This window comes from Nitritalea sp. (assembly GCF_054166705.1).
The window spans coordinates 124,739-143,228 of record NZ_JBSZCV010000008.1; the positions used below are offsets into that span (position 1 = coordinate 124,739).

Here is an 18,490-nt window from a genome sequence, read left to right on the forward strand (position 1 = left end):
GATTAAAACAAAACTTCAGTTCCCTCGAGTCGAAGGAATAGCGGTTTATCGTCATTTCGTACGAGCAGCACATGCGGCCGTCCTCCGATCTTTATTCCCACAGCCTGCCGAAAACTACCCCAGTAGCGGGAAGCCTCGAGGCCAAGTGGCTCTTTACGCCAGCCCCCATTTTTCCAGCTCCACAGACTCAGTGCTTGTGCATCTGCACGGCCCAGGTCTACGCGAAACGGGTAAAAATTACCCAAAGCCAGCACATAGGACACTCCATCCACCTGAAAAGGAAAGAAATCTTGGATCGGGCTAAACTGGGCCTCTACTGGGAGAGCCTCGAAAGCCATCGCATCCTGCCCCAGTCGCAGCATCCCGGAGCGAAGCTCCCGAATCGGCAGTTCTTCCACACGCGCCAGCTGTTCCGGAGTGAAAATCGCATCTGGCCACTTCGACTGCGCATAGGCCGCATAACTTGGGTGCTGCCGCTTTAGCGCGGGCATGACCGTAATCAACTCATCACGAGAGGAAAAGGGAAGTAAGGCCTCGCCCTTATAGTGCATCAGAAAAGCCTCTCGCTTGCCATTTTGGTCCAAATCCCCCGTGTAGAGGTAGGCGGGGCGTTCCGACGAAGCTTTTAACTTGGCATTCAGCCCCAAGTTGCCCAAAAGCAGATGCCGCGTTCCTTCCACTTCCTGTACCCGCATGCCGGTGTATAGGCCAGGTGCGGCGAGCTCCTTCCAGCGGACAAACTGCCCGTTTTCACTTTGGCGGTAGGCGGTAATGGCCATATACTCCCCAGCCAGCAGCAGTTCCGGCTTGCCATCTCCGTCAAGGTCCTCCCAAAGTGCCTTTTGCAGCATGCCAGGCCTGAATTCGGGGCCAAAATACTGGGCAGTGGCATCCCGAAACGTGCCATTTCCTTGGTTAATAAGTAAAAATGCTGGGGGAGCCTGCCCGAAATTCCCTGTCTCCACGGCCACGCCGATAAATAAATCGGGTAAGCTATCTCCATTCACATCCGACACTGCCACTGTAGCCGTATTCTCTGCGATCGGAGGGAGTGCCTGCGGCAAAAAGGTAAAGCGTCCGCTGCCATCATTCAGAAACACCCGGTCAAAATTAAACACCGCTGTTTTGCCATGCTCATTTCCGCCGCTACCCACGTAGAGATCGGGCGCCCCATTTCCAGTAAAATCATGAAAGACGGCGACCACATCTTCCGCTTCTGCCATCTGTTCGAAAACAGGAATAGTTTGTGCTATAAACCCTCCATCCGGCTGCTGCAAAAATAATTTTGCGGCCTGCCCGCGCGCCCCTCCGAGGAAAATATCTTCCAGGCCATCTCCATTCACATCGGCTACAGCCACGGCCGGCCCCTCTTGACTGTAGCGTCTCGGAATCAGATATTCACGTCTAAAATCATTAAAATCATTTTCTTCATGCTTCCAGTCCAATGCCACCTGCCCCAGTCGAATGAGTGGAGAAGGCTCCAGCAGAAAGCGATTCGGAAATGCCTCCACACTGCCCGTGCCTTTTTCTAAAACCAAAAGACTATCTAGAGCAGGAATGGGAAAACGCTCCGACTCGGCAGCATTCCAGCGCACATAAAGCCCCTTTATTTCTTGGGGTGCCCCTATACCGAAATGCAGGCGCGTGGAAGCACCCGACTGAAAGCCACGACTGGTGCTCTGATAAGCATGACGCCAGCTTCCGTCCGCTAAAGCCAGTAACACTTCCGCCCCCACAGCAAAGGGGTTTAGGCCCTCCCCCTTCAGCTGCAGCTGCACGAAATGCCCCGGCTCTGCCTGCTGTCGGCTACGATTTTCGTATAAAAAGGCGCTTTGGTTCACATTATTTATGACCAGATCCAAGTCCCCATCATTATCGAGATCGGCATACATGGCGCCACTCGAATAGCTCTCCTCTCCTAGGCCCCACTCTTCCTGCCGCTGGTCGAAGGCCAGGTCTGCACGCTGTGCAAAAAGAACGTTGGACAACTTATCCTTCGGCAGCAGGGCCATCTGCCGGGCTTGAAAATCAGCAGCCTCTTCTGCCCGGACCTGCCCTTGGCTGTACTGGATAAAATCCAGATCATTTGGACGCATGTAAATACCGTTACTGACGAAAATATCCACACGGCCATCATTATCGAAGTCGGCTAACAACGGAGACCAGCTCCAGTCTGTCGCATGGGTTTCCGTTAACAAGGCGATTTCGCGAAAACGACCATCGGGATGGTTGAGCTGTAGGTGATTCCGTACATACTGAGCACCGTAGCCCATACGTTCTTTGATTTCGAAGACCTCTTGCTTATCCTCTACTACTGAACGCATCCAGATTTCCGGATCTGCCGGCAGCATATCCGTACTAAAAATATCCGGAAGACCGTCTTGGTTCAGATCCGCGATGTCATTTCCCATGCTGTAGCGGGATGTTTGCGACAATTTATCCACTCGCGCTTCCCTAAAGGTACCGTCCTGATTATTGATATACAGATAGTCATCCTCCGTAAAATCATTCGATACATAGAGATCTGGCCAGCCGTCCCCATTTACATCAGCTACGGCCACCCCTAGGCCAAAACCCAAGCTGCTCGAAAAAATACCAGACTCTGCCGTAACGTCTTCGAATAGTGGCTGCCCCGTTTCTGCATGCAAGTTCCGATAAAGGCGATCGCCTCCTAAAGGATCTAAAGACTCGAACTTGGTATCAGCGTGAGCGAAAACCTCTGGCTTTTTTATCGAATGATTCAGCAGATACACATCCAAGTCTCCATCTTGATCATAGTCGAAGAAAACAGCATGCGTGCCGAACCCTACAAAATCCAGCCCATACGCCTCCGCCTCCTCTGTAAAGGTCAGATCGCCCTGATTGATGAAAAGCCTGTTGCGCCCTTTTAGACCTTTGTAGTCACCCACCTCACAAACGTATAAATCCAAGAGGCCGTCACCGTTAATATCCACGAAGGTGGCTCCAGTCGACCAGCTATCCGCCAGCCCCACCCCTGCACTGGCGGTGATGTCCTCGAAGTGCATCCCTCCACGATTTAAAAAGAGCTTATTTTCACCCTGGTTCGCCATCAGATAAATGTCATCCAAGCCATCCCCATTCACGTCTCCGATGGCTACACCGCCACCGTTATAATAGTAGAGGTATTCTAAAATATTTAAACTGTCCGAAGGTGTCAGCTTATTTTCGAAGTCTAATCCCGACCGAGCGGGGTCCAGAAGCTGAAAGCGCAGCCCTTCGGTTTCCTGAGCAGATTTTTGGGCGCAGCCCCAAAGCAAAGCACCCACGCTAATCAGTGTCCAAAATCCTCCACCACAGGCCAAGATCTTTTGAGCAAAAGATCGTATCGATGGATATCCTATCCCGAACTTTTTTTTCTGTGGAGGTCCACTAAAAACCATCACGGCTCCCCCCTTTCTACCTTGCTTACCTGCTCCCACACCTGTGTAGGCGCCTGATTCCGAAGCACGAGCAGCTGGCGCTTGTCTCCGGGTAGCCAGTGCAGATGACGCACATCCCCTTCAAGCTGTAAACCATGCACGCGATTCGGCACGAAATCAAAGCCTCCATCTCCTTTCCCGAGGAAAAGCTCGCCAAAACTAGCGTCATACTTGCCCATTTCAGGCTTTACGCCGTACAGATTTCCTCCTAGCAGCAGGTCCGGAATGCCGTCCGCATTAAAATCAGCGATCAGCACGCTGAATATGCGGCTTTTCTGTGCCTCCCGCGGCAAAGGCTGCACACGAAAAATTCCGTCCTCTCCTTGGAGCAGCACGATAGAAGCGAAACTTTGTACCTCCTTATACAGGGATTTCTCCAGCAGTGCCGGCTCGAAAATATCCTCTAGGTACTGATTGTTATAGGCACTGTATTTCAGGTAGCGCTTTTTCAGGTAAGGAAGTTGGCGCTCCAGCTCATGTTTCAGCGTGATGGGCATATGTCTGTCCACTTCCTTATAGGTAAATACCTGTTCCACGCTGCCATTTTGATCGAAATCGTTCACAACCATCACCAGGGGCCGCTCCGTGCTAGGCTTGAGGCGGGAATTAAGACCTTGGCCCCCAAGCACGATATCCATGCGTCCATTCCCTGTCAGATCTGCCTGACTAGCTGTATAATACCATCCGCTCCAGTCTGCAAATGGCTGCCGTTCGTCGAGCTTAAGCTTGCCTTCCTGAATGAGGTAGAGCTGTGGGGCCATCCACTCTCCAGCTAGAAGGACGGCTTGCTGTCCATTTACCTCTGTCAGCACCCCTGTTGTGACGAGGCCCAGCTGTTCGAAGCCCGGCGCTCGCGCGGCAGTTTCATCGCGAAACTTGCCCTTGCCATCGTTAATTAAGACTTTAGTAGCCGCAGGTACCCCGTAGGCAAAAGGCACGAGCCGTCCTCCCACGATGAGGTCTAAATGTCCATTTCCTGTAAGGTCTACCGGTAGCACTACACTACTACTTGTCCGCAGGTTTGGCAGCGCACCTTGCGCACGTAAAAAATTCCCAGCTCCATCTGATAGGTAGAGGCGATCCAAATAGCTGGGATCCCCGAAACCGCTATCGTTACCCCCGCTGGACACATATAAATCAGGGTATCCATCGCCATTGGCATCGAAAAACACGGCATAAGCATCTTCTGATCCGGCATCTTCGAGGAAATCCGGCACCACCACAGGCTTGCTCTCTCCACTGGCCTCTATACGGTACAGTGTCCCGGCAAAGCCTTTGGCACCGCCCACATAATAGAGCGATACTTCCCCAAGTTCCGTCTGCGCGAAAGCAGGCCCCTCTGTAGAGCGCTTATGGTACAGCAGGCGTTCCCGATCGAAATCTACCAGTCTATTTTCCTCATGGGTATGGGTGAAACTGGGCCTCTCGGCCAAAGCGAACGCTGGCGCATGCGCCGCAGGGAAAAAACCGGTGGGAACAGCTTCTTCTGCCTCCTCTTGTTCTAGGGTTAGCAACTGATTCGCCCTAACCTGCTCTTTTACCGTAAAGGTCCCATCCGGCCAGCGGACCGTCAGGCGCTGTATGAGGCTATCTGGACCTAAGCCGATCGTAAGCTTCGGGTCCACGGAAGATTGGAAGCCCCGGTTAGGCATCTGCTCCAGGTATTTTTGGCCAGAGGCCGTCAGCACCTGAATCTGTGCACCGACGGCAGCTGTGTTCATGCCTTTGCCTTTCAGCTGCACCTGAAGAAAGTGGTGCTCAGGGTGGAGCTGAGGGGTTTGGTTTTGATAGATAGCCAGGGCGCCATTCACCTGATTGACCACCAGATCCAGGTAGCCATCATTATTCAGGTCGCCGTATGCAGCACCATTCGCATGGTTAGGTGTAGCTAAGCCCCAGCTGGCGGCGACGTTTTCGAAAAAGAGGTCACCTTTATTTTGGAAGGCATAATTAGAAATGGGATTGACAGGAATGGGGTCGATGAGCGCCTTGTAGTCCACGGCTTCTTTGCTGATAATCTGGCGCTTCGTCTCGTCGTTATCGATAAAGTTTAGGTAGTCCAAGTCAGTGATATCCTGATAAATACCATTAGCCACGAAGACGTCCTTTAGGCCGTCGCTATCAAAATCCGCGATCAGGGCGGCCCAGCTCCAGTCAGTGGCCTCCATGCCCGTCATTCGGCCGATTTCAGAAAAGGTCCCATCACCATTATTTAAGTGCAGCATGTTGCGATTAAACTGATAATGGTAATCATGGGTCTTATTAAACTGAAACTTATCCCAGTTTTCGAAGGTGGTCACCTGTTTTAGGCGCGTTTGTGGTTCGGGTAGCATATCGGTCACGAAGATGTCCGGAAAGCCGTCGTTATTTATGTCTGCGATATCTGCTCCCATGGAGGCGGCGCTAATGCTGCGCATGTAGGTTTCTAGCTCCTCGCTGAAGGTTCCGTCGCCTTGATTGATGTAGAGGTAGTCTTTTTCAAAAAAATCATTGGAAATAAAGATGTCCATCAAGCCGTCGCGATTCACATCTCCGATGGTAATTCCGAGTCCGAAGCCGATGACAGAGCCAAAAATACCTGCTTCTTCGCTGACGTCTACGAAGCGGCCATCATCATTTCTGTAGAGCTTATCCCCGCCTACAGGGTCGCGGCGTACGCGCTCATTTTGCATCTTATTAAAACTTCCGATGGCCTGGTAGCTATTATTCAGCAGGTAAACGTCTAGGTCTCCATCTCCATCGAAATCGAAGAATACGGCATGTGTGGAGAAGCCTTCATCGGCGAGGCCGAATGCTTCTGCTTGCTCAGTAAAGGTACCATCGCCGTTATTAATGAAAAGCTCATTTTTCTTATTGTCGCCCGCTACATCACCGGAGTTACACACATAGATATCGAGCAAGCCATCACCGTTTACGTCCGCCATGGCGACGCCTGTAGCCCAGGCGGCATTTCCTGCTACGCCGGCAGCCTCCGTTACATCTTCAAAGCGAAAGTCTCCTCGGTTTAGGTACAGTTTATTCGCTCCTTGGTTGGCGGTGACATAAATATCGAGTAGACCGTCACCGTTCACGTCACCTAATGCTACCCCACCCCCATTATAATAATTACGATAAGTGAAAATATTAAAGCGCGGGTCAAACCCGAGGTCATTTCGAAAATCCACGCCCGTTTCTTTAGGAGAAAGAGAGCGGAAAAGTGTTTCGCTGGAGGCCGTCTCAGGCTTCGATCCACATGCAAACCATGCTGCGCAGCAGGCTATGCTTACTAAACAAGCTGTAATTCCTCTCATGAGCTGATATCCTTTATGTCCTTCACGCGTAAGTCGAGGATATCCACCCGGACCGCACTTAAATCTTTTATGTAGACGCGAATAAGCCGATTTCCATCGATTTTTACCATCGCGAAAGCTCCTGATTTATCTTCCACGCGAAAAAATCCCTCACCATACCAGCTACTTAAAAGACCGACGACGTCATCCACTAATTTCTCCGATGTCGTGGCAGGATTCGTCGGAAACCAATTTCGGTACTGAAACTCTAGAGGCATGTAAAATAGCTTATCCCCTTCAAAACGAGGGTAAAAAAACATATTGGCCTCATTTCCTGACGGCAAATCAGGCTGGTAGCGCACCATAAGTTCATGCGCTCCATTCATTAGGATGCCTTGTTTATTCAGCTCCCAGCAGGTAGAAAAAAAGTCTTTTCGAGACATACCAAACTCCAAACCTAGAAATAGCTCCTCGTAAATTTGGCCAGAGGCCAACTCTCGCTTTTTGGTCTTTTCATAGGTGGAATCTAAGCTACAGGCCACTAAAAAACTACTAATCCATAGGATCAACAGAAGTCCTGCAAAAGGGTGCAACTCCTCCGCTGCCATATCAAGACGCATACATTTACTCCACTTTTTCATATACTAAACCGCTCTCATTATTACGAATGATTACTATTTTATTCCCATTTCGGCTTCGAATGGATTGGATATCCCGAATTTCTCCGTTTACAAATAGCCCTGACTCCTCGGCTGATAATACCCTTGGTGCTGTTGGATTCTGGTGGCTGAACACCCAGCCGAAACTCCCCATCGCTGTCCCCAGTTCAGGCTTGATCCGCGACTGATTTCCCCCTAACCAAAGCTCCTGGCTATCAGGCACGACGTGGATGGCGTAGATGGGAGCCGCCTGCAAGATATCCGGCAGCTTATGTCGTGTAAACTTACCTGCTCCATCATTCAGAAACAAGTGATGCTCCAGAGTTTCCACCTGCAGAACGAGACTTCTTGCTAAAACCTCTGCAGGAAATAAATCCTCCATTCGCTTGTCCTGATACGCTTCATAGGTAAGTAGCTGCTTACGCAGTGCGGGCAGCTGGCGCAAAAGAGGTCCTTTTAGTACGAGTGGGTAAGCGTCTTCCCCTTCGTATAGGGTAATGAGCTGCTCTATACTGCCGTTTTGGTCGAAATCATTTACATGCATACACATGGGCTTTTCGGGACTAGCTTGTAATCGGCTATTGAGACCATGATTTCCAAAGAAAAGATCCGGATAGCCATTCCCTGTATAGTCAAGCACCTGTACCGTATTCCAAAGTCCCGAAGTTTTCGCAAAACCCGCTGCTTCGCTAATATCCTTAAAACGTTCATTTTGCCATTTAAACACACGAATCGGCATCCATTCACCTACTAAAATTACCTCCTCTGCCCCATCACCGTCGATGTCTACGACGAGCGCATCACGCGTCATCCCCACATCCTTCCAAGCAGCTGTTTTTTCTCCTGTCAGGAGCGAAAACCCTCCCTTTCCATCATTTTCCAAGAGCTGCACATCGAGTGGTACTCCATAAGCGAAAGGAATAGATCTCCCACCGACCAATAAATCAGGGAAACCATCTCCATTATAATCTAGTGTCCGCACAAAAGAGGTGCTTATCGACCTTGAGGGCAGCGCATTTTCTATCCGTATAAATTGACCAGAACCATCGTTTCGATAGAGCCTGTCTTGGTAGAGCATACTACCTACACCATGTTCGATACTCCCGGACGCAAGGTACAAATCGAGCACACCATCACCATTAGTGTCCACGAAAAGGGCTTGTACGTCTTCAGCTTCCGGAACAGAAAGGTCCTGAGAATGCCGAAAGGAGCCATCCTCCTGTTGTAACCAAATAGAACTTGCCTGTCCTTTAGCGCCGGGCAAGCACAGGTCGTCCAACCCATCTCCGTTTAGATCGCCTACTGCGATGCGAGGCCCTTCATTCGAAATCATATGAAAGCGAAGCCTATCCCGATCAAAATCTACAAAATTACTTTCCTCATGCTTCCAGGCCAGCGTAGTCGATGACGGTCGGTAAAGCCCCTCATCCACGAGGGTGTATAAATCGGTCCACTTTGAATCAGAATCTTGGGGTGAAACCTGTACAAGTTGATTCCCCGCCACATTGACCATCCGTGTACGTTTTCCGTTTGGCCAGTAAATCAGAACGGAATCCAGCTTGGTAATGGGACCTAGACCAAAGTGCATGCGTGGGTCTACTGAAGACATGTAGCCTTTTACCGGATTATGCTCTGACATGAACTGTTGGTCACCTGCATAAAGCATCACCTTGGTTCCAAAGCGCGTTCCAAGATCCAGCTGTAAATAGTTATTTTCGGGGTAAATTACTTCACTTTTGTTTTTATACAGGAAGGCCTCTCCATTCAGGTTATTGATAATAAGGTCTAGGTCCCCGTCATTATCCAAGTCCGCATACACGGCACCTGTAGAGAAGGTAAGCTGCTCCAGTCCAGCCGTAGGTGCGATGTTTTCAAAGCGAAAGTCACCTTGATTTTTAAAAAGAAAATTAGGCTGTGGCACAGAGGGAAACTGATCGATTAGTTTTGTTAGTAGTACAGAGTCCTTACGATAGGTTGCGATCAAATTTTGATTATTAACATAATAATCTACATAATCGAAATCAGTTAAATCTTTTACAATGCCATTGGCCACAAATACATCACGGAGCCCATCGTTATCGGCATCAAATATAAGTGCACCCCAGCTCCAGTCCGTGGCATGGAGTCCCGTCTGACGCGACACATCGATGAAATGGACTCTATCGGATCCCGGCTGTCGGCCTAAATTGCGCTGCAAGGTGTTACGTGTAAATTGATGAAAATAACCTGCCTTCACATTCGCCTGATACTTATCCCAGTCTTCAAAAGGGGTTTTGGTTTTTACCCTATCTAAAGTGGCGGGAAGCATTTCGGTAACGAAGATATCTGGCCAGCCGTTATTGTCTAAATCCGCGATATCAGCTCCCATGGAACCCATGCTAATTTCCTGCATCATCTCTTCGAGCGCCTCAGTAAAGGTACCATCCCCATTATTGAGGTAGAGGTAATCCTTTTCGAAAAAATCATTGGAGACATATAGGTCAGGCCACCCGTCTTGATTGACATCTGAAACGGTTACTCCTAGACCGTAACCGATCGCACTTCCATAGATCCCGGCTTCCTCACTTACATCTACGAAATGGTCTCCATCGTTTCGATACAGTTTGTTTCCACCGAGTGGATCACGAATTTCTCGCTGACCTGTTCTAAGGTCGTTAATCCCCACAGAACGGGCAGAGTTATTAAGCAGATACATGTCCAAGTCTCCATCTCGATCAAAATCGAAAAAAACAGCATGCTGAGAAAGGCCCTCATCCGCGATACCATAGGCTTCCGCCATTTCAGTAAATGTAAGGTCTCCATTATTAATATAGAGCGCATTATGCCTTTCCTCTCCACCGAGAGGCCCTGACTTGCAGATATAGATGTCTAAAAGACCGTCCCCATTTATATCGACCATGCTGACGCCAGTAGACCAAATGCCGGATACAGCGAGACCTGCCTGATCCGTAATATCTTCGAACTGAAAGTTGCCTTTGTTTAAGTAAAGCTTATTGTCTGCCTGGTTCCCAGCAAAGAAAATATCCAGAAGGCCATCGTTGTTGATATCACCGACAGCCACCCCTGCTCCATTATAAAAATTCCGGAAGGTATAGGGGTTAAATTTTTCATCATACACCAATTCATTTTTAAAAGTAACGCCTGACCGTGATGCTGGAATCAGCTCAAATAGCGTCGGCTCCTGTTCATTGGAAGACCCACAAGACTGAAAAAAAAGGGAACCAACGAGTAAACTAAGAAAGGGATATCGTATAGGCATGCTGCGTGGTCTCTTTTGGGATAAACTGGCTTTAATGTAAAAGAAGTGCGCCTGAGCGCACTTCTTAAAGTTTATAACAGGTTAAATAGGTTTAGTAACCTGGATTTTGTCTCAAGTTTGGATTACCCTGTAACTGATTTAAAGGAATCGGGAAACGATTTCTGGTTACTGGTGAAGTAGGTTTTTCCCACCAGGTACCATTAAATCGACCGAAACGAATCAGATCAGAACGTCTCCAACCTTCAGCAAACATCTCACGGCCTCTCTCTGCCAATAGATCATCAAGTGTCAAGGTAGTGAAATCTTCTACTCCGGCACGCTGACGCACTTGATTCACAAAACCTAGCGCTCCGCTCACGTCGCCTTGACGTAAACGAACCTCAGCTTTCATTAGAATGACATCTGCGTAGCGAAAGATTGGGAAATCATTATTCAAATCAGGCTGCGCTCCTAAAGGAATCTCAAACTTATTAATACGAGCCCCTGCCTGACGGAAAGCATTTGGCTGCAACTCATTGATTTGAGGCGTAAAATTGATTTCAGGACCATCAGGATCACCATCCCAACCAGACTCATCACGTAAAGGTGTAACACCATCCAGCTCAAACTGAGGACCGGCTAAAAGATTATTCTTTCTGAAATCGTTATCACTATAGCTGTTGTAGAATTCTTCTAATGCGGCATAACCATTCCAAGGTTGATCGACTAAGTTAAACGTTCTTTGAGAATCGTAATGGAAAGTCATGTGGTGAATATTAAAACCACCCGCATTATTCGCATCATAAGGAAGTGTGAACATATTCTCTACTGATCCTGCATTATTAGCTGAGAAGTTAGCAAAGTAGTTCGGAGAGAGTGTATAAGGACCTTCATTAATAATGATGTCTAACATTTCCTCAGCTTCTGCCCAGCGTGGCTCACCAATATAAGCTTCAGCATTAATGTAGAGTTTTGCTAGGATCATATGCGCAGTCCAATAGTTCAAGTTAATGCGCACGTTATCTTTCGTCAACATATCTACATTATCTTTCACACTCGCCTCGATGAAATCAAATAATTCTCTATCCGTGGCAGCTGGCGGAGCTGGATCTGTAGTGGTTTCGATAACAAGTGGCACATTACCGAAGCTATCTAACAGCCATAAATAACCTAAAGAGCGCAGTACTCTAAGTTCTGCAACGAGCTCTTCCACATCAGGGTACTGCTGAATTAACAGGTTGGACTCAGCAATCACACGATATGGAAAATCCCAAATACCGTTAATATCTACATCGTCTACTGCCCATGTATGTCTATGGGCACGCACCCATACACCTCCATCGTTCCAGTCACCCCCTTTTACAGGGATGGCTATCTCGTCAGAGCTAATTTCCTGATAACTGTAAAAGCCTCCATGACCTCCAAAGCTACCACCACCCATCAGTCGTGCATAAGCAGACTGCTTTAACACTTCTACTAATTCATCGGGAGGGTTGTTCGCTAAATCTTCTGCGGTGACACCCGTCAATACCTCCTGCTCGAGCTCACATGACACCAAAGTTAGCGCCATGAGCCCTCCTACACCTATTGATTTAATTGTTCGTAACATATGTAAACTAGTTTATGTTATTTAAAGGTTATTGTTAATCCTGCTGTCCAGATACGTGGTACGAAATACGTATCTCTTCTTTCAATTCCTGGGGCTAACTGGTCACCACCGTCTGTCCATCTTACTTCAGGATCTACACCTGTGAAAGTAGATAACGTAAACAGGTTCTGAACACCCGCGTATACTCTGAAAGAAGAAATATTTTCAGAAGTAGTCGGAATCGTATACCCAAGCTGCATGTTATCCAGACGAATGAAATCACCTCGCTCAAAGTAGAAATCAGATGCCTGACTTGGTGCATTACGGATAACGGGATCCGTAGGCGTATTTCTGGTAATAACAGAGTTCCAAGTTGCATTACCATCTCCTTCATAGAAGAGTCGGAAAGAGTTCAGCATCATATGTCCCCAAGAACCGCGTAATAGGAAATTGAAATCCCAATTGCCGTAATTAAATTGGTTCGTAAACCCAAAGTCTCCTGTAGGAAGGGCATTACCGATTCTCTCGAAATCATCTGGCTCTTCAGAAGACAACACGGTAGTACCGTCCTCTAAAATACCAAGTAACCTCGGTGCCCAAATATCTCCTACGCGCTCACCTTCGATATTTCGAATTACTTGGGAGTTATTTACCCCAGGAGAACCGGGTACACCCCTTCTAATTTCTGGAAGTCGAATGCTACCCACACCGATATTCTGAATTCTAGCGCGTTGGTAGACCGTGAACATAGCCGTCGGCGTCCATGTGATTCCTCTTCCAAGATTAATGCGATCTGTCGTCATTAAAAACTCTAGCCCCGCAGAACGTAGCTCACCAATATTGGCCCATACGGCAGGAGAGGTGAAGAAGTTTCCTGGATCGAATGGATTCGGGTTACCTACACCCACAGGCGTCTCAAATAATAAGTCAGAGATATTTCTTCTGTAGACATCGATGCTACCGGAAACTTTACCGTTCATGATCGCATAATCTAACCCAAGTGTAATTTCCGTAGTCGTCTCCCACTGTAGCTGAGGGTTAGGGTTAGTTACCTGCTGCGGAGCCACAAAAGCCGTGTTTAAATCCTGTGGATCTAACTGAATACGATTTCCGTTACCGAATACACCAAGTGCCAAGGTCGGAGACGGTGGCAACTGACCTACCACACCAAAGGAACCTCTTAACTTGAACTGGTTAAAAACACCCATATCGAATACCTGCGTTAAGTCAGCTCCTGCAGAGAATGCCGGGAAGATCCCTGTCTGATTCTCACGACCGAAACCCGAGAATGTTTCCGCTCTCACCGTTGCAGAAAAGAAATAGGTATTTCTGTAGTTGAAGTTCGCTCTACCAAATACTGAGTTGAGGACAGAACGATTCGCAAAGGAATACAAGTTCGTGTTTTCACCAAATCGAATACCTGCTGCACCTAGGTTGTTCCAAGACTGATCAAATAAGAACTGTCTTACTTGCGCACCAAAACCTCTTTCGTTAAAAATTTGAGACTCTGCACCTACTAAGACTGCCATCTCTAAACCATCGGCGATCTCATCTTCATACCGAATGTTACCCGTAATAACCGTGTTGACACGATCGAAGGTATTTTGCTCAGCGATACCTCTATTAGCACGACCTCCACCTGGAGCACCGTCAAATCGAGAAGTAGCTTGCCCATTTAACGTATTTAAGACATCCTGCGAAAACTGTCCCGAAATGATGAGCTTGTCGGTTAAATCAAACTCTGCACGATAGGAGTATAAAGCGTTTCTAACTTTTGTCTGATTTTGTCTTAAGTTAATAAGCGAAACAGGGTTGTTGTTATCAAAGCCCGTTGGCTGAAAAAATCCACCATTACGAATGCCTTCCGGGGAGTTATCAAAAATCGGCATGGTCGGATTTAGAATAGTAGCCATAAGCATGGCCTCACCCGGTACGTCGTTTGCTTCCGTATCTGTAAACGCTATGTTTACGTTCATACGTAATCTATTATTTAATGCCCCGTGATTTAAATTTAAACGCGTATTCAATGTCTCTCTCCCCGAATTCTTAACGATCCCTGCATTATTTCTATAATTAACGGATGCTAAGTACGTAGTGTTTCCAAAACCACCTGATAAAGACACATTTGTGGTACCATTTACAGGAGTTTGTAAAATTTCGTCTCTCCAGTTAGTTTCACTGCCGAAGTCAGCTTCTGGAATTCTTCTCGCTCTAAACTCCTCAGGAGATAAAACAGGAATAAGATTTGTTGCTTGATCTACAGAACCGAACGTGTTAATGGTTACATTAGAAAAGCCTTTTTTAGAAGACCCCTGCTTTGTCGTAATCAAAATAACACCAGCAGCACCTCGCGTACCATAAATAGCTGCCGCGGATGCATCTTTTAATACATCGATCGTTTCGATGTCATTCGGGTCTACCGCATCGATGGAGGCACCGATTACACCATCCAAAACGATTAAGGGCTGAGAGTTCGCTCCAAAAGAGGAAATACCTCTTAAACGAACAGTCGGCTGGGCATTAGGAGAACCTCCTGGTGTAGAGATATTCAAACCCGCTACTTTACCCGTTAATAGACTTTGGGGATTCGGGAAGTTACCTCTGTTGAAGTCCTCCACACCTACGCTGGCTACAGAGGAAGTGATCTCTTTTTTATCTTGAGTTCCATAACCGACTACTACCGCCTCTGATAAGGAGGTGATATCTTCTTCCATCGTAACATTAAAAGTGCTCTGATTCCCAATAGCGAATTCCTGACTCGTAAAACCTACGAAAGAGAAGACTAAAGTCCTATCTCCCGGCTCTACAGTTATCCGAAACTTACCATCTAAGTCCGTAGTGGTACCGCGCGTGGTACCTTTCACGACCACCGTTACTCCCGGCAGTGGGTCGTTAAAATCGGCATCCAGGACTGTCCCAGTTACCTCACGACCCTGAGCAAAAGCCACTTGCACGCCTAGCATCAGCATAAAGGCGACGAGTGTCAGTGCTTTCAGCTTTCGTAAATAATTTCTCATAGGGTTTGTTGTTTGTTTTTAGAACGACGTTGTGTTTACTTAATTCCGAATCTAAAATGGACGTTTAATTTTAATTTTGCAAAATTTAACAAAACAGAACCTTTCTAAAGCGTTCATGCACTGCTAACAGAATATTGATATTTTTCATCAAACCTTAAATAACAAGGTATTTTATTACGTTTACCACAACCGAAATCGATTGAACTTTACGAAATGTTAAAATTTTTAATTTTTTTTAAAAAACTGAAAATCAGCTTTCCCGTTTTTCACTGCCGAAAAACGAATATTTGGAAAGATTCGGTTCACCCAACTATTCTTTTGATTAAAGCACTTTCGTCCCCCCCCGAAATAAGACAGCAAATTCTCTTTTAGATCTCATGGATAGCACTTCTTTCTTCGCCTCGTTAAACGCTACATTATTTTTTCCGCTACTACGGGCATATATTTTCATTAATCAACTATCTTGCAAGGAATATTTGAATAATCTACTCGCATGAAAGCCGTACAACCGAATATCCTTCTTTTCGCCTTACTCTTCCTTTTTTTTGCGCCCTGCGCAATGGCCCAGCAGCCTAAGTCCGGACTAAAAGGGTACGTTAAAGCCGGAGCCGACACTCCCCTCCCCTTTGCTTCTATCTACATCCGAAATACCGGCCAGGGATTTACCACTAACCAACTCGGATATTTCGAAATCCCGCTTCCTGAGGGTGTGTATGATGTAGTGGTTCAATTTATGGGCTATGGAACCCAGGTCCAAACACTTACTGTAACAGCTCAGCAATGGATAGAAAAAGATATTTTACTCGAAGAGCAAACCTTCGCGCTCCAAGAAGTGGAAGTAAAGTCCGGAAAAGAAGATCCTGCGCTAACCATCATGCGGAAAGCTATCGCCAAAGCAGACTTTCACCGCCTCCAAATCAAGCGCTACACAAAATATGTCTACCTAAAAGGGACAGGTGTGCTCGAAAATGCGCCCTTCTTTATTAAAAAACAGCTCAAAGAAGAGGGGCTAAACCTGAACGAGGCCTACACCTTAGAATCGGTATCCAGAATTACCTTCACCCAGCCGAATAAATACGACGAAGAAGTACTTAGCATCCGCACCTCTGGAGATGATTTTGGCGCCAGCCCAGCTCCTTACTTAAATACTAGCTTCTATGAGCAGGAGGTTGCAGGCGGCATCTCCCCCCTCGCGCGTCAGGCCTTTGCCTATTACCGCTTTACGCTGCTCGGCTCCTTTTTCGAAGGAAATCGCCTCATCCATAAAATCAAAATTACGCCGCGCTCGCGGGGAGAGGGCGTATTCGAAGGTACTATTCATATCATCGATGAGCTATGGGCGATCCATAGTATCGATGTCTTCGTCTCGCAGCTAGGCTTTAAAATCGAACAGAAAGAGCTCTTTATAGAAGTCCAAGAGGATATCTGGCTGCCCGGACAGCTAGAACTGCGCTTTTCGGGTAAAATTCTGGGCTTCGGTGGCTCCTTTACCTACCTCTCTTCTTCTGACCGCTACACCTTAGAGCTGGACGAAACCCTGGCCATACAGCCGAAGCTTATCGATGAAAAAATCACCTCCCTAGACAAGGCCAGCCGCCAAAAATCGACTTTGGAAAGGTTAGAAGAAGGTGAAGAGGTGAGTCGTAAGGAACTACGTCGGCTCATGCAAGATTTCGAAAAAGAGGCTATCAAGGAGGCCGAAGTGGAACAGATCACAGAGGTCAAGAGCTATAAAGTGGATAGCCTGGCACGAAAGCGGAACCTGAGCTACTGGGACAGCATCCGGCCTGTAGCCTTGACAGAAGCAGAATTAAAAGGCTACACACGAGACGATAGTTTAGCTCAAATCCAAAAAGAAGAATTGACCGGAAAGCGCGAGCCCAAAGATAGTACCGCACAAAACACCAAATCCAAGTGGCGCTTCCGGCCGGGGATTTTGCTTAGCGGCACACAAAAGAACCTCGGCGGCGGACAGCGCCTGATCGTGGAGGACGCCTGGGGCAAAATAAATTTCAACACAGTGGAGGGCGTGACTGTGGGAAGCGGTATGCGCTATGAGAAAACACGTCGTTTCGCAGATACCGTGGATACGCGGCTGCGCCGAAAAGAATTCGTTGCAGCAGGTTACCTACGCTACGGCTTCTCCTCGGAGCTATTTCTCCCGCGATTTGCGCTCAGCTGGACACGTGACTACAGGGACAGAAGCAGTCTCGTGTACGGACTGGGAGGTGGAAGTCGCATGCAGCAGTTTAATTCGGAGGGTGTAATCGGCAATGGGCCAATTTTAGAGCAGGTAAACTCCTTGTATACGCTGCTGTTACGCCAAAACCTCATGAAAATTTATGCAGAGGATTATCTGGAAGCGCAGGTAGAGCGAAAATTTAGCGATGCCCTTTCTCTAAACGCGCATCTGCTCTACAGCCAAAGGCGCTTTCTAGAAAACTCGAATAACTTTAGCCTATACAATAGGCCAGAGCGGGTTTTCACCTCTAACTTCCCGGAAAACGTCGAAACAAGGAATGCAGAAGAAGCCGTAGATCATGAAGCGCTAATCGCTGCTGTGGATCTCACCTACCGCTTCGGAATTCGCTACAGCATTTCGAATGGGCGCAAGTCATTAGAAAAGCAGGTGGGGCCTACCCTCAAACTGCACTATTCACGTGCCTTCGGAGAACTGTTTGACTCCCCCACTGCGGCGCAGTTTGATTTTATTAGCGGACGTATCGAGCACGAAAAACGCTTTGGCATTTCTGGTCGCCTACATGTGGCGGCGGAGGTGGGGAAATTCCTCACGAACGAACAGGTTTATCTCATGGATTTTGCCCACTTCGGAGGAAACCGCACCCTGTTCGCTAGTCTCGGTGTGGTCGATAATTTCCGTTTCATGGATTATTATCTCTATAGCACGCGGGATCAATATGCGAAAATTCTCACCAATTATCAGTTCCGGAAATTTGCACTTACTCAGCTTCCTTATCTGCGCACGAGCGGACTGCGGGAAAATCTTTTTGTCAACTTTCTCGTCACTCCTACCGCTCCTCGTTACACTGAAATCGGTTATGCAGTAGATAATATTTTCCGAATTTTTAGGGTGGAAGCAGGCATGGCATTCGAGAACGATACGATGCTGCGGTCGGGCTTGCGTTTTGGCGTAGCCAGCATCTTCCGCTTCCAATAAAAAAGCAGGCAGGTCTTGGAAAAATCATTTTTTTTCAAGACCTTAGATGCTGTAAGGTTTAATAAATAATAGATGAACGATCGGTAGTCGTTACTCTTTCG

At 47.5% G+C, this 18,490-nt stretch carries 7 protein-coding genes; 1 reads left to right on the top strand and 6 read right to left on the bottom strand.

What is annotated here, in order from left to right; translation table 11 throughout:
- Window positions 1-2 precede the first annotated feature (2 nt).
- From ACXIT9_RS04495 to ACXIT9_RS04520, 6 genes are all read right to left on the bottom strand, one after another.
- Window positions 3-3,401, bottom strand: a complete 3,399-nt coding sequence (locus tag ACXIT9_RS04495) for a VCBS repeat-containing protein (protein ID WP_458055640.1) — start codon at window positions 3,399-3,401, stop codon at window positions 3-5.
- On the bottom strand, window positions 3,401-6,730 hold the full coding sequence (locus ACXIT9_RS04500) for a CRTAC1 family protein (RefSeq protein WP_458055037.1): 3,330 nt from the start codon (window positions 6,728-6,730) through the stop codon (window positions 3,401-3,403). Before ACXIT9_RS04500 ends, ACXIT9_RS04495 begins: the two co-directional genes overlap by 1 nt.
- A complete protein-coding gene (locus ACXIT9_RS04505; RefSeq protein ID WP_458055038.1) occupies window positions 6,727-7,329 on the bottom strand; it encodes a hypothetical protein in 603 nt (200 codons plus the stop codon). Before ACXIT9_RS04505 ends, ACXIT9_RS04500 begins: the two co-directional genes overlap by 4 nt.
- Window positions 7,330-7,333: 4 nt before the next feature.
- Window positions 7,334-10,627: a VCBS repeat-containing protein gene (locus ACXIT9_RS04510; protein WP_458055039.1), complete on the bottom strand. Its 3,294-nt coding sequence runs from the start codon at window positions 10,625-10,627 to the stop codon at window positions 7,334-7,336.
- Window positions 10,628-10,718: 91 nt separating this feature from the next.
- The gene (locus ACXIT9_RS04515; RefSeq protein WP_458055040.1) at window positions 10,719-12,215 is read right to left on the bottom strand and encodes a RagB/SusD family nutrient uptake outer membrane protein; all 1,497 of its coding nucleotides are present in this window, start codon (window positions 12,213-12,215) and stop codon (window positions 10,719-10,721) included.
- A gap of 17 nt (window positions 12,216-12,232) precedes the next feature.
- Entirely contained in the window at window positions 12,233-15,211 is a 2,979-nt protein-coding gene (locus ACXIT9_RS04520) for a SusC/RagA family TonB-linked outer membrane protein (RefSeq protein ID WP_458055041.1), read from the bottom strand.
- A gap of 493 nt (window positions 15,212-15,704) precedes the next feature.
- Here ACXIT9_RS04520 and ACXIT9_RS04525 point away from each other — a divergent pair, with 493 nt between their 5' ends.
- A complete protein-coding gene (locus ACXIT9_RS04525; protein WP_458055042.1) occupies window positions 15,705-18,389 on the top strand; it encodes a DUF5686 and carboxypeptidase regulatory-like domain-containing protein in 2,685 nt (894 codons plus the stop codon).
- Window positions 18,390-18,490: the final 101 nt, after the last annotated feature.